Raw genomic sequence first — 12969 nt, 5'->3', positions numbered from 1 at the left:
AAACCCGCTGTCAGGGCCGCAGGGCACGCAGCAGCAGGTCGGCGAGGTGGTCGGCGACCTGCTGCGGGGTGAGCGGTCCGTCGGGGCGGTACCAGGTGCCCAGGTGGTGGACCGAGCCGAAGTGGTAGTCCACCACCAGGTCGGCCGGGGTGTCCGAGCTGAACACCCCGGCCCGCTGGCCCTCCTCCACCAGGGCGCGGAACCGCTCGTGGTAGCGCCGCCGCTCCGCCCGTACCTGCTTGTGCTTCTCCGGGCCGAGATGGTGCATGGACCGGAAGAAGATCGTCGCGTCGTCGAGGTTGTCGATGGTGGTGACGACGACGTCGGCCGCCGCGTCGCGCAGCCGCTGCTCGACGGGCGCGTCCGCGTCCGCGAAGGCGTCCAGGCGCTCCTGTTGCAGCCGCAGCACCCGCCCGTAGATCTCGTGCAGCAGATCGTCCTTGGAGCCGAAGTAGTGGTAGAGGGCGCCCTTGGTGACCCCGGCCGCCTCGACGATCTCCTGGACGGAGGTCCGGTCGTAGCCGCGCTCGGCGAAGAGGCGGGTGGCCGCGGCCAGCAAGCGCTGTGGCACCGGTTTCCCGTCGCCGTCCCTCATTCTGGCCATCTGGTCGCCACCTGCCTCTCGTTGGTGCCGGGTTCGCTACTCCCGGGGGCTCCGCGACTCCCGCAGCTCCCGTCTGAGGATCTTGCCACTGGCCGTCTTGGGCAGCTCGGGCAGGATCTCTATCCGGCGCGGATACTTGTACGCCGCGAGCCGCTGCGCGCAGTACGAGGTCAGCTCCTCCGGCGCCACTTCGGCGCCCGGCCGCAGGCTGATGTACGCCTTGACCGTCTCCCCGCGGTACGGGTCGGGGACGCCGACGACGGCCGCCTCGCGCACGGCGGGGTGGGTGTACAGCACGTCCTCGACCTCGCGCGGCCACACCTTGAAGCCCGAGGCGTTGATCATGTCCTTCTTGCGGTCGACGACGTACAGCCAGCCGTCCGGGTCCATGAAACCGATGTCCCCGGTGCGCAGCTCCCCGTCGGGCAGAGACGCCGCGCTCGCCTCCGGTGCCCGCCAGTAGCCGGGCACCACCATGGGACCGCGCACCGCGATCTCGCCCGGCTCGCCGAACGGCACGTCCCGGCCCTCGTCGTCGATGATGCGCACCACCGAGTCCGGTCCGGGCAGGCCGACCGCCAGGGTGCCCGAGACCGGGTCGACGGGGGCCCGGGTGCCGGGCGGGACGCTGGCGCAGGGGGCGGTGCACTCGGTCAGGCCGTAGCCGTTCTTGAGATAGAGCCCGAAGTCGGCCTCGAACCGCTCGACCAGCGCGGGCGGCAGCGGGGCCCCGCCCGAGGAGGCGAGCAGGAAGGACGCGAAGTGGTCGCGGGTCACCTTCGGGTGGGCCATCAGCGCCATGAAGGCGGTGGAAGGACCGACGGTGTACGCGGGGCGGTGCTCGGCGAAGGCGTCGAGGACGACGCCCGGCTCGAAGCGGTAGGCCATGGCGAGGGTCCCGCCGTCCGCGATGGAGGCGGCCAGCTCGCAGACCATGCCGGTGATGTGGAACAGCGGCGCGAGCACGAAGATCGTGGAGCCGTCGGGCATCTCGTGGCCGACATGCTGCCGGTCGGCGTTGTAGGAGATGTTGCCGTGGGTGTTCAGGGCGCCCTTGGGGGTGCCGCTGGTCCCCGAGGTGTAGCTGATCAGCGCGATGTCGTCGAGGCCGGGCTCCGGCACATCCGGCCGCGCCGCGCCGCCGCGGGCGGCCGCGAGCAGATCGTCGGTGTCCTCGGGCGCGGGGATGCGCCGATGGGTGAGGACGCGGACGTCGTCGCGGGTCTGGAAGTCGTACGCGTCGGCGGTGAGCGCGATGCGTACGGAGGAGGAGGCGGCGACGGTTTCGCGCGCGTACTCCTCCCAGGCGTGGCCCGAGCACACCAGGGCGCTCACCTCGGCGTCGGCCAGGATGTGGCCGAGCTCGCCCCCCTTGTACATGGGGTTGACCGGCACCACCGTGCCGCCCGCCTTCCACGCGCCGAGCAGGGCGAGCACGAAGTGCGGGGTGTTCTGCAGCATGATCGCGAGCCGGTCGCCGGGCCTGAAGCCCCGCGCGGCGAGATGGCCGGCGATGCCGTCGGAGAGCTCGTCGGCCTCCCGGTAGGTCACCTGCCCGTCGAAGTAGGCGAGCGCGGCCCGGTCGGGCCTGGTCCGCACGGCGTCCCGGAAGGCGTGCAGCACGCTGGGCCGGGGCCGGATCGGTTGGCGCTGCACCTCGTTGAGCTGAGCGAGCCATGGCTGGTCCTGGTACGAGGTCATGAGGGCGGCCCTGTCTGCTCGGGGGACTGTCTGCTCGGGGGATGGGGGTGGGGGTATCAGCCGGTGGCCTCTTCGACCTTGCGCTGGAGGTGGTTCATATGCGCGAGCCAGCGGTCGGTGTCGGTGGCGCGGGCCGCGTAGTACTCGGCGACCTCGGGGTGCGGAAGGATCAGGAAGCGCTCCTGCGCGATCCCGTCGAAGAGGGCGTCGGCGACCTGCTCGGGCTCGATCGCCGTCGGCACGAGGATGAGGTCGCCGGTGGCCCCGGTGGCGCGCAGCATATCGGTGCGGACGCCCTGCGGGCAGATCGCGTGGACGCTGACGCCGCGGTGGCGGTAGGTCGTGGACAGCCATTCGGCGAAGGCGAGCGCGGCGTGCTTGGACACGCTGTACGGGGCCGAGCCGACCATGGTCAGCAGACCGGCGGCGGAGACGGTGGAGACAAAGCGGCCGCTGCCGCGCTCCAGCCACTCGGGCAGCAGCTCACGGGCCGCCCGGACATGCGCCATGACGTTGACGTCCCAGGCGTCCGCCCACAGCAGCTCGTCGGCCTCGGGGCCGCCGACGGGGGCGACGCCGGCGTTGGCGCAGTAGATGTCGATGCCCCCGCCGAGCGCCGCCCGCGCCTCGGGCACCACGCGGGAGGCGTCGCCCGGCACGGCCACCGCGCCGATCTCGTCGGCGACGGCCTTCGCCTTGTCGGCGTCGAGGTCGTTGACCACGACGCTTGCGCCCTCGGCGGCGAACCGGCGGGCCAGGGCGGCGCCGATACCGCCTCCCGCCCCGGTCACCACGGTTCGCGCGCCACGCACGGCGTTCCCACGCACGGCGTCTCCTCGCACGGTGTCCACGCATGCTCCTTCGGCCGGGGGTCGACTGCGTCACTCAGCCGCGTCGCTCAGCTGCTCGGCAGACTAACCAGTCGGTATGTGTAAACGGAAGGGGCACGACGGGGTACGGAAGGGAAGCGCCGGGGGTACGGAAGGGAAGCGCCGGGGTACCGCGCGGCCAGGGCAGACGGGCGGCCGGACAGACGGGCACGCGGGCACGCGGGCAGACAGGCACGCGGGCACGCGGGCAGACGGGCACGCGGGCAGACGGGCAAACGCACGGCTGGGCAGACAGGGCGGCCGGGCGGGCAGGGCCTAGCTGCCGCGCTCCCCGCCGCCCGCGCCCTCCCCGGCCCCGCCCGGGTTCTTCATCACGCTCCGCCAGCGGGCGTTCTCGCCCGCCAGGGCGTCCCACAGGACGTTGAGCGGATGGGCGGCGTCCCACGCGGTGCGCTCCCCGCCGCGTACAAACACCCCGACCAGCACGGCCAGATCCGGCCCGAGGTCATCCGCCAGCTGGAGCGTCCGCAGCCCCGCGCCGCTCTGCAGCCGCCCGTCGGCGACCGCTTCGCCGATCCCCTGGGTCACCAGCACACAGCCGCGCAGCACGCCGGAGGAGAGCAGTTCCAGGCCGTACTGCACGGTGTCGATCTCGGCCGCGATACGCAGCTCCTGGCGGTAGCGGGCGCCGAACCAGCCGCGCAGGAAGCCGGGTATCAGGCCGTCGGCGGAGACCGCGAGCGGCAGCCCGGGGAGTTCGCGGACCGAGAGTCCGGGGCCCGGCAGCTCGTCCTCGGAGAGGTTGGTCACCAGGGAGAGCCCGCTGCGCCGCCACTCCATCACCTCGAAGCCGTCCAGCCGGCTGTCCCCGTCCCCGGTGGTCAGCACGGAGCCGCAGACCAGGTCGAGTTCCTTGGAGCCGAGCCGGTCCAGCAGATCGCGGGTGCGCACATGCTCGACCTTGAGCTCCACGCCACGGCTCTCGAAGTCTTCGGTGACCAGTTCCACGGCGTTGAGCAGAAAGCCGAGGGTGTAGCGGGTGGAGCCCACGTTCAGCCGGCTGCCGAGCCGGCGGCGGCAGCCGTGCACCGAGTCCAGCCAGTCCTGCAGCGTGCCGCGCGCGAGTTTGGCCAGGGCTTCCCCTGTGGGGGTGAAGAGCACGTTACGGCTCCGGCCGCGCTTGAGTACGAGCGGTTCACCGCACAGCGCGCCGAAGTTCCGGTTCATGGTGTCGAGTTGTTTCTGAACGCTGGACTGTTCCCGCCCCAGCAGCCGGGCCGCGCCCAGTGCGGTACCCGCCTCGTGGACCGCGAGCAGCGTGCGGAGCTGGTCCATCGTGGTGTCGAGCAGTGCCGTGGGGTACTGCCACCGGGGGTTTAAGGGCATGCCGGCCTTCCGCTCCGAGCTTACGAATTCCGGCTTCGCAGCATAGTCCAATGGGCTCCGGCAAACTGATCCGGAGAACAGCGGCAATTTTCTTGAGATTTGTATTCGGGAATTCGGCCGACCGCATTTCGCCGGGGGATTCGGCAATTCCCGCAGCTGCCGCCGACGACGACAGCAGGCAAGGACGGGGCGGATCGGACACGGCCGACGCACCGGCGCCGCGGCGGGCCGTTGTGCCGGCCCGCCGCGGCGCGAGGTTGGGGCGCGAGGCCGTCAGCGGTGCGTGGGGAACTCCACGACCTGCTGGTACGTCGGCCGGTTCTGCCAGTGCACCTTGTCGTGGGTGATGCCGCCCAGCGGGCGCTGGATGATCGAGTCGGCGCACCACTGGTCGCCCGCCGAGCAGTTGGCGTCGCCGGGGTAGACCTCCGTGGCGGGCTTGGCCGCGGCCTGCTTGAGGCTGGTCAGGAGGGCGTCACGGCATGCGGACAGATCGCCGGCGCCGCAGTACTTCTTGGCGAGCGGGCCCTGGACGTCCTCGCCGAGAACCGCGCGCAGGTCCTTGTCGACGTAGGACCACCAGCCGTACTGGAAGGAGGATCCGGCGTGCGAGCCAGTGGGGCCGTGGCCGGCCGAGGGCGCCTCGTCGACGGTCAGATTGGCGCGCAGCGCATCGTACAGATCGGTGCCCAGCTGAGGTTTGAACTCTGCCTCAACCAGAAGCGGCCACCACGCGTCCATGATCCGTACGGCGTCGGAGTGTCCATAGGTGTGCGAGCCGGCGGATGTCTCGCGGCGCTGGGCGCCCGCCGTCTGCCAGGACTCCAGCTGCTGTACGGCCTTGGCCGCCTGCGGATCGGTGACCGGCGCGCTGCGCAGGACCTTCAGCAGCTCCGGCAGCACGTCCTCGCCGCGCAGATCGGCGACGGCCGCCTCGGCCATGGCGCGGGTGAGCGCGGCGCGGGTCACCCCGCCCTTCTTCACCAACGCCCGCACCCGGTCGTCGAGGAGGTTGCCGCGGTGCACCGAGCCGTTGCCGAAGCCGGCCGCGGTGTAGCCCTTGGCCTGCCGGTTGTTCCAGCTGACGTAGTAGTCCTGGTCGATGGACTGGGGGTGCTGGGCGGGCGGGGTATAGGCGGCGGTGTTGACCGTCGGGTCGAAGTCCCGCCACTCGTACGCCGCCTCGCCCTTGATCGGAAGCGAGGGGTCCACGTCCGCCGCCCGGACCAGGTTCAGCCCGCTGTTGTAGTAGGCGGTCTGCCGGGAGTCGGCGTAGAACCAGTTGAAGGTGTAGTTGATGTGCTGCGCGGCGCTCTGGAAGGACTTGGCGTCCTTCACATAGCCGGGGTCGTTGAGCATCTGGAAGCCGACGATCGAGTCGGCCTCGTGGCGGTAGCTGGCGCGCAGCAGGGTGTAGGCGACGGGTTTGCCGTCGACCGTCGCGCGGTGGGTCACCAGACCGTACTTGGTGCGGTAGACCTGCATCCGGTACGAGCCTTCGGCGGTGGAGTCGGCGAGGGTCGGCTTCCAGGCGTTACGGCGCTCGATCTTCTCCATCGGCAGGCAGGAGCCGTGGTAACGGTAGTACGTCGAGTCCTTCGTCGGGGTGGAGCCGTCCGGTGTGCACAGCTCGACGGCGAAGGTGTCGGTGACGTCCTGGGCGGAGGTGGTGGCGCTCCAGGCGTAGTCCTGGCCGCGGCCCAGCTGGATGTACATGCCCACGCCCGCGAAGGAGGCGCCGCGGGCGCTGATGCCCGGGCCCTGGAGCTCCTGGAGCATCAGCAGCTGCGGGGCGAAGTAGCCGGTCTGCGGGCCGAAGACGGCGACGGGATTGCCGCTGGCGGTGTATTTGCCGGAGACCAGGAGCGCGTTGGACATGCCGTGCTTACGGCTGAACAGATCGCGGGGCAGCACGCCGTCGTCGTAGACACCGCGCAGGGCTTCCAGTTTCTTCGGGGCCTTCACCCGCTCTGTGGCGCCGGTCCTGGCGCTGCCGGTCTTGTCGTAGACCAGCTGCTCGGGGGTGAGCGAGCCGGGGTCGGGCAGGGCGGTGCCCTTGGCGTTCGCCGGTTTGCCCGCGTACGGGAAGCTGGTGCCGTCGTGCACGGTCAGCGCGGCCTCGGGGTCGTCGCGCTCCCGGAAGGACTCCCACACCTTGGTGCCTTCGGCGAGGCCGTACTTCTGCTGGGCGGCGAGCAGCGACAGCGCCGACTCCACCTCTCCCCCGCCGCCGTTGCCGAACAGGGCGCCGACGACGGAGGCGAGGGCGATCAGGTCGGTGAGCTTGAACGGCTCGATCTCGCCCACGTTGGTGATCGCGTCGATTTTGCCGGTGAGGACGTACTCGCCGGGGAAGTAGCGGCCGTCCTTGGCCTGTTTGCGGTAGGCGTTGATGCCGTCCACGTACGACTGGGCGTCGGCCAGCGCCTGTTTGCCGCGCTCGCCCTGGGTGGCGAGGATGTAGTCGATCTGGGCCTGGTAGTCCTCCTCCTTGTACGGCGCCTGGCCGAAGAAGCTCTGCTCCAGGCCCTGGTTGGCCTCGGCGCCGCCGGCGAAGGAGGTCAGCTCGCCGCGGCCGACATGCCGGAAGAGGTCCATCAGCCACAGCCGGTCCTGGCCGGCGGCGTATCCGGCGCCGAACTCGGTGCCCTCGCGGGTGGTGCCCTGGATATGGGGCACCCCGGTCTTCTTGTCGCGGGTGATCGTCACATCGTCGCGCGGCTTGGTCACCGAGGCCACCTGGTCGGCTGGCACCCCGAACGACGAGTCGTTGAAGAAGTCGGTCAGCTTGTCATCGGTGAGCGTCGGATACCCGGCGACCAGGTTGTTGTAGGGGCCGAGCTGGTCGGTGCTGTGCTCGGGGTGGGTGCCGAACGCGCGGTTGGCGAGGATCTCGGCGAGCGTGGCGTTGCCGTTCTGGCCCGGCGGCAGGATGTCCGAGCACTGGTCCTGGCAGTAGTCGGTGACGGCCGCGGCGGCCGGCGCCGCCTGCGCCCGCTGCGGGAGCGGCCCCGCGAGCGCGGCGCCGAGGGCCAGTACGGCCGTAGTGGCGATCGCGGTACAGGTGAGCTTGCCGGTTCGTCGTCGCATATACGCTCCTCCCGGGTGCCGTTGGGACGGGAGGTTACCGGCGGTATGACCGGCCCGGAAGATGAGCAGCCGTCACCTTTTGCGGAAGGCTCAACTTCCTTCGGCTTCTTTGCGGATTTCCCGAATCGAAGGGATCCGGATCGCGCTCCGTTACGTCCATTCCACAACGAGTCGGGTCCGCACCCGCGGAGGTGGAAAGAGATGGCCGGTTTCAGAGCACTCGCACGAGACGTCCGCAACCCACGCAGGCACATCACTGCGCGCCGTACCTCGCTGCGCAAATGCCTCGAACGGTTCGCGCCGTACGGGCATCGAGCGACGTGGCACCATCTGTGCTCCCGGGCGGGGATCGCCCTGGAGGACCGTCACCCCGAACCGGCACTACTGATCACCGCGCTGGAGGAGTTGGAGGAGGCGCGGGCCCTGTGGCTCGCGTACGAGGCGGACTTCGCGGCCCGGCGCCGGCAGGAGAAGCACCACGGCATCCGCCAGCCGAGCCCCGTGGACGAGTGGCATCTGCACACCTGGGGCGGAAACCACATCATGCCCTGCGAAAGCCCATCGGCCCACCCCGACGACCGGCTGGCGGAGGTGCTGCGCCGGCTGATCCTCGCGATGGAGTCGGGGCCGGCCTCGACCTGCCCGGTCTGCACACAGGACCGGCTGACCTGGCACGACAACCTGGGCCGCTACCCCTGGGAGGGGCCGATGTGCGGCACCTGCGGCATCGTCGTCCCCGCACCGGTGCTCACCCCTGAGGCCCTGGCCGCCGCCCGCCACACCAGGTCCGGCCGCGCCCCCAAGTCCGGCCACTCCGCCGCATCCACCTCGGCCACCGCGTCCGCCCGGCCCCACAGGCGGTACGCCACCGTGTGAGGGAGCCATGGCCAAGGCCCGGGGCGCGCCCGTCGGAAACCGGCGGGCGCGCCGCCGCGTCGGGCGCCATGGCCGTAGCCCGTTCGCGTCGGGCGCCATGGCCGTGGCTCGTTGACAGGCGGCGCCCGCCCGTCCATGCTGAGCAGTCGCTTAGTGGTCGGATGCCAGGGAGGCCGTGACATGGCAGAGCCAAGGATCTTCACCTCACCCGAAGAGCTGCGTTCGGCGGTCGGGGAAGACCTCGGCCCCAGCGACTGGCTGGAGATCGACCAGAAGCGGATCGACCTGTTCGCCGAGGCGACCGGCGACCATCAGTGGATCCATGTGGACCCGGAGAAGGCGGCCGCGGGCCCCTTCGGGACCACGATCGCCCACGGCTATCTGACGCTCTCGCTGCTGCCCTCGTTCACCCCGCAGCTGCTGTCGGTCGAAGGCGTACGCATGGGGATCAACTACGGTGTGAACAAGGTCCGCTTCCCCTCCCCCGTCCCGGTCGACTCGCGGCTGCGCGCCACGGGGCGGCTGGCGGAGGTGACCGAGGTGGCCGACGGCGGTGTGCAAGTGACGCTGGTGGTGACCGTGGAGCGCGAGGGCGGGCAGAAGCCGGTGTGTGTGGCGGAGTCCGTGGCCCGCTACTACCTCTGATGAGCGCTGGGCGGCTTGCGATGCCAGGAGTTGGTAACGAGGCTGAGGCCCAAAGGGGTGCAAGAGTGCCAGACCGTCTTGCCGTCTCGTTGGGCGGTAATGAGGTGGGCGTCGCGGAGGGTTTTAGTGTGTTCGGACACCGAGGACTTGGCCACGCCGAGATCGCGGGCGAGATCAGTGGTGGTGCGCGGACGGGTTAGCTGTTCCAGGAGGGCGGCGCGGGTGCGTCCCAGCAGCGCCGCCAGCGCGCTGGTGGTGGTGGGGTCGTCCAGCAGGGGCAGAGGCGTTACGGCCGGGTAGATCAGAAACGTTCCCTGGGCGTACCGGCCGACCAGGGGCCGACCGGTCCAGAAAACCGACGGCAGCAGGGTGACGCCCTGGCCGTCGAGCGTGATCTCGACGTCGTCGGGGCTGTCGAACTCCAGAGTGGTGCCGCGCCAGCGTGCCCCTCGGGAGAGGCTGGCCAGCGTCGCACGGATGCCCTGACCGGCCAGGAGTTGGATGCGCCAGGCACGTTCGGCGTCGAAACCGGCACGGATGCGGTCCCAAGAGCCAGCCAGGACGTCTTCGTGTCCTGCCCGTACGGCCTTTTCGAGGATATGCCAGGCTTCCCGATCCCGGTCGCCCAGCAGACGAGTCCAGGGGGCCGGGGGGTAGCCGGGAATATGCACGCGCCGCAGCTCGGTGCGGACAAACGAGGTGGTGGCCGACAGAACCTGCTCGACTCCGTCGTCGAATCCCTGGCTTGGCGGGTCCAGGAACAGTGGCCCTTTGGCCGTGGCCGGGATCAGTTCCAGCAGTGGACCCGCGGAGCGCGGCAGGGTGTGACTCATCCGCCGCCGCCAGAGCGTGAAGATCGGGTCGGACCGCTGCAGCGCCGCGATGGCGAGCGTCAGCTCCACCATGGGTGCTGGCTCGTCGGCGAAGGTGACACACAGCAGGTCCTCAGCCGTGAAGCACACCCGCAGCATGACTCCCCCTTGCCCTGGCAAGCCTCTCTGGGCTCCTCACAGTTCGGTCAGAACCGAATCGAATGCGTGAACCGCACTCGAACCCGATAGTGGGGCTGCGGTTCAGAGTGTGAGCCGTGCGCGTGGGGCCGTGGAAGCTGCTAACCGGCCACGGAAACTCACACATCCACGCAGCAACGAGGTCCATGGAAACAATGCATAGGGCCCGATGGCTACTCAGAACTTGGCTTCGGGGGCTATCGGTTAGGTACTCGGGGCTGGGCACGGGTGTGACGTGCACTTCTGTAGAGCGGCACTCGGGTACGAGCACTACGAGTCCATCCGTCGAGAGAGAAGGATGAGTTATGCGTATGCGCAATGTCCTCGCTGGCGCGGCCCTTGGGTCCGCGCTTGTGCTGGGGGGCCTGGCCGCTCCCGCGCAGGCCGCTCCCGCGCCCGTCGACAGCAACACGACGGCAGCCGCACCGACCACTGCCTTCAGCATCGTCCGCGTCGGCTGGTACTCCACCTTGGCACGGTGCGAGGGCGACGGAGAGAACTCCGTCTATAGCTACTGGTACTGCGAGTGGAGCTCCAGCCGCGGCGCCTGGGGACTGTACGTGGACAACGAATCGTAAGCACGTGACGCCCTGAAAGCCACCTGAACGGACTGATCACCGCAGCCCCGGCAGCCACACCCCGCTGCCGGGGCTGCGGCCCCGCCATCTGAAAGGAACCGTTCCATGCGTACACGAGTCTGGCTCACCAGTGTGGCGATGGGAGCCGCCGTGCTGGCCGGCGGAGCCACCACCACCGCGCAGGCAGCGCCCGAACCCTCAGAAAGCGCGGCAGCCTCCTGCAGCCCTGTGCTGAGCCGACCGGGCGGGCCCATCTACCAGTGCAGGACCCTTCGCGACTGCCAGGAGACCGCGGAAAACCTCGGCTACGAAGAATGGCTTTGCGCGTGGTCTACGTCCAGCGGCTGGTGGGAACTCTACGTGTGGGATTGATGCCGTGGCATGGGACGCCCCCGCGCCGGGCGGGGTCAGCCCCGCGCGGCGAGATAGTCCCGCACATGCTCCTGGAGGCACTCGGGCAGGTCGGCGTGGGCACAGCTCAGCACGCCGACCAGGCGTGCGCTTCTGCGGGGGCGGCGGCGTCGAGCAGCGGGGCCGTCAGCCGAGGGCGTACGGAACGCGAGGTTCCTGCGGGCCGACGCGCAGACGTACGCCTTCCCGCCCGCCTCCCACGACGCCCTGGTCAGCCGACTCGGTATGCATGTCTTCGCCGATCCGCCCGCGGCGTTCGGCAATCTGGCCGCCGCCCTGCGCCCCGGCGCCCGGCTGGCCTTCCTCAGCTGGCAGCACCCTGGGCGCAGCGAGTTCGCGCGGGTCCCGGCCCTGGCGCTGCGCGGTACGGAGCCCTCGGGCGAGGGGCAGGCGTTCTCGCTGAGCGACCCCGCCCGGGTGCGTGCGCTGCTGGCCGGGGCGAGTTTCGCGCGGGTGACGGTCGATGCGGTGGAGGTGCGGCTGCTGATGGGGAACAAGCCCGGGGACGCGGCGGAGTTCATGGCCGGCACGGGCGCCCTGCGCGCGGCGCTGGCCTCGGCCGACCGCCCGGCTCGCGAGCGCGCCCGGCAGGTACTCGCCGAGGCGCTGGAACCGTACGCGTCCCCGAACGGCGTCCGGCTGGGGGCCGCGCTGTGGCTCGCCACCGCGCGCCGCGCGGGGTAGGGCCCTGGGAAAGCCCCCGTCGTCCGACTCAGGGAACCAATCGGGGACGACGGGGGCCGCTTCAGAGGGCCGGTGTTACCAGGAGGGCTGGACCAGGATGGGGGACACTCGCCCCGGCCGGTCTACTTCGCAGTGGTTCCGGGGCGGGGCGGGGTTGGGTTACTCGGTGGTGAGGCAGGCGGGGCAGGTGATCGCCCGCCGCCACTCGTCCACCTCTCCGGTGGCACCGCAGACCGGGCGTCCATCGCGCACCTTGTGCACGGTCATCACGTCGTCCCCGGCCGTGCCGGGAATCCAGTCGGGCGGCACGTTGCCGACGAGGGCGTGACGCGGCCCGTCGCCCTTCGCGCCCTGCCGCTCCATCGACCTTCCCCTCACTGCCACGCTCCCGGCTCGAACCGGTACGGGCGCGTGATGTGTTCCCGGTAGTCCACGTGATCCGGGTTGGCCTTGAGGTGCCTGCCGGCCCACCCCGTGCCCTCTTCGAACTCCTCCGTCGTCGGTCCGCTCTCATCGCACGTCGCGCACCGCATAGTGGACGTGATCGGTTCTGATTCCGGCCGGAGATCGGGCCGGATCGTGAACTCACGGAACCGGTAGGTAGCGCGCGTCATGCCCGCCCCTTCCCGGCGTAAGCGCCCCTCTTGCCATGATCCGGGTGTCGCCTCAGCAACACGGAACAGTCGGTGACCTTGCTCAGGTCTCCGGACTTGCGCGCCGCCTCCTTCTCGCGCGCCAAGCGGGCGCATTCCGCGCAGTTCGTGGTCATGCCACCCCTGCCGTACGCCGTGCCTCTTCCAGCCGTCGCGCCATCTCACACGACCGGTGGAGCATGCATGTCTGGCACTCGCCCCGATGCATGAGGTAAGCCGATTGAAGCTGCTCAAGGTCAGCGGCGCGGGGGCAGTCGGAGACTTCGCATTCAAGGTTGGCCGTATCTCTCACCAGTGCGCCCACGTTCGGGTGACCGTGGCTACTCTTGTTCACGGCTGCCTGCCTCTCTCACGTGATCAGGTGGTCCGCGCCCCGGGGCCGATAGGGACGGCCGCCGGGGCCTTTCCTTGGCGCGGGTGTGCGCCGCCTTACGAGCTTCGAGGCCGCGCGAGCCTTCGGGAACAGCGAACGGGGAACCCCGCAATCCCATTTGGGGAACT

At 70.3% G+C, this 12969-nt stretch carries 11 protein-coding genes; 4 read left to right on the top strand and 7 right to left on the bottom strand.

What is annotated here, in order from left to right; translation table 11 throughout:
• Window positions 1-10: 10 nt before the first annotated feature.
• The 5 genes from ACH4U7_RS38120 to ACH4U7_RS38100 form a co-directional block, all read right to left on the bottom strand.
• Window positions 11-604 carry a TetR/AcrR family transcriptional regulator gene (locus tag ACH4U7_RS38120; RefSeq protein WP_398532345.1) on the bottom strand — a complete coding sequence of 198 codons (594 nt, stop codon included), beginning with the start codon at window positions 602-604 and terminating at the stop codon, window positions 11-13.
• Window positions 605-640: 36 nt separating this feature from the next.
• Window positions 641-2305, bottom strand: a complete 1665-nt coding sequence (locus ACH4U7_RS38115) for an AMP-binding protein (protein WP_398532344.1) — start codon at window positions 2303-2305, stop codon at window positions 641-643.
• 56 nt (window positions 2306-2361) lie between these two features.
• Window positions 2362-3156 carry an SDR family oxidoreductase gene (locus ACH4U7_RS38110; RefSeq protein ID WP_398532343.1) on the bottom strand — a complete coding sequence of 265 codons (795 nt, stop codon included), beginning with the start codon at window positions 3154-3156 and terminating at the stop codon, window positions 2362-2364.
• Window positions 3157-3450: 294 nt separating this feature from the next.
• On the bottom strand, window positions 3451-4521 hold the full coding sequence (locus ACH4U7_RS38105) for a LysR family transcriptional regulator (RefSeq protein WP_398532342.1): 1071 nt from the start codon (window positions 4519-4521) through the stop codon (window positions 3451-3453).
• A gap of 273 nt (window positions 4522-4794) precedes the next feature.
• Window positions 4795-7611, bottom strand: coding sequence for a penicillin acylase family protein (locus ACH4U7_RS38100; protein ID WP_398532341.1), 2817 nt, complete (start codon window positions 7609-7611; stop codon window positions 4795-4797).
• A 201-nt stretch (window positions 7612-7812) separates the two neighbouring features.
• Between ACH4U7_RS38100 and ACH4U7_RS38095 the strand changes: the two genes are divergently transcribed.
• Together ACH4U7_RS38095 and ACH4U7_RS38090 are read left to right on the top strand one after the other, a co-directional pair.
• Window positions 7813-8487, top strand: a complete 675-nt coding sequence (locus ACH4U7_RS38095; protein ID WP_398532340.1) for a hypothetical protein — start codon at window positions 7813-7815, stop codon at window positions 8485-8487.
• 180 nt (window positions 8488-8667) lie between these two features.
• Complete coding sequence (locus ACH4U7_RS38090) at window positions 8668-9132, top strand: MaoC family dehydratase (RefSeq protein ID WP_398532339.1); 465 nt, start codon at window positions 8668-8670, stop codon at window positions 9130-9132.
• On the opposite strand, the gene ACH4U7_RS38085 is transcribed toward ACH4U7_RS38090, so the two are convergent.
• Complete coding sequence (locus tag ACH4U7_RS38085; RefSeq protein ID WP_398532338.1) at window positions 9123-10103, bottom strand: ArsR family transcriptional regulator; 981 nt, start codon at window positions 10101-10103, stop codon at window positions 9123-9125. The genes ACH4U7_RS38090 and ACH4U7_RS38085 overlap by 10 nt on opposite strands.
• A gap of 344 nt (window positions 10104-10447) precedes the next feature.
• Here ACH4U7_RS38085 and ACH4U7_RS38080 point away from each other — a divergent pair, with 344 nt between their 5' ends.
• Together ACH4U7_RS38080 and ACH4U7_RS38075 are read left to right on the top strand one after the other, a co-directional pair.
• Window positions 10448-10720, top strand: a complete 273-nt coding sequence (locus tag ACH4U7_RS38080; protein WP_398532337.1) for a hypothetical protein — start codon at window positions 10448-10450, stop codon at window positions 10718-10720.
• Window positions 10721-11224: 504 nt separating this feature from the next.
• Window positions 11225-11815, top strand: coding sequence for a class I SAM-dependent methyltransferase (locus tag ACH4U7_RS38075; protein WP_398532428.1), 591 nt, complete (start codon window positions 11225-11227; stop codon window positions 11813-11815).
• Between the two features lie 159 nt (window positions 11816-11974).
• Here ACH4U7_RS38075 and ACH4U7_RS38070 read toward each other — a convergent pair whose 3' ends face one another.
• Complete coding sequence (locus ACH4U7_RS38070) at window positions 11975-12178, bottom strand: hypothetical protein (protein WP_398532336.1); 204 nt, start codon at window positions 12176-12178, stop codon at window positions 11975-11977.
• Window positions 12179-12969 lie beyond the last annotated feature (791 nt).

This window comes from Streptomyces sp. NPDC020845 (assembly GCF_044334165.1).
GTDB lineage: Bacteria > Actinomycetota > Actinomycetes > Streptomycetales > Streptomycetaceae > Streptomyces.
Note: the sequence above shows the minus strand (reverse complement) of the source record. Positions and strands in the feature narration are given on the sequence as shown.

Bases quoted from the DNA above. Each gene is read 5' to 3' on its own strand.
- ACH4U7_RS38085 (WP_398532338.1), bottom strand. From the start codon at position 10,103: ATGCTGCGGGTGTGCTTCACGGCTGAGGACCTGCTGTGTGTCACCTTC.
- ACH4U7_RS38095 (WP_398532340.1), top strand. From the start codon at position 7,813: ATGGCCGGTTTCAGAGCACTCGCACGAGACGTCCGCAACCCACGCAGG.
- ACH4U7_RS38115 (WP_398532344.1), bottom strand. From the start codon at position 2,305: ATGACCTCGTACCAGGACCAGCCATGGCTCGCTCAGCTCAACGAGGTG.
- ACH4U7_RS38090 (WP_398532339.1), top strand. From the start codon at position 8,668: ATGGCAGAGCCAAGGATCTTCACCTCACCCGAAGAGCTGCGTTCGGCG.
- ACH4U7_RS38100 (WP_398532341.1), bottom strand. From the start codon at position 7,611: ATGCGACGACGAACCGGCAAGCTCACCTGTACCGCGATCGCCACTACG.
- ACH4U7_RS38120 (WP_398532345.1), bottom strand. From the start codon at position 604: ATGGCCAGAATGAGGGACGGCGACGGGAAACCGGTGCCACAGCGCTTG.
- ACH4U7_RS38070 (WP_398532336.1), bottom strand. From the start codon at position 12,178: ATGGAGCGGCAGGGCGCGAAGGGCGACGGGCCGCGTCACGCCCTCGTC.
- ACH4U7_RS38080 (WP_398532337.1), top strand. From the start codon at position 10,448: ATGCGTATGCGCAATGTCCTCGCTGGCGCGGCCCTTGGGTCCGCGCTT.
- ACH4U7_RS38105 (WP_398532342.1), bottom strand. From the start codon at position 4,521: ATGCCCTTAAACCCCCGGTGGCAGTACCCCACGGCACTGCTCGACACC.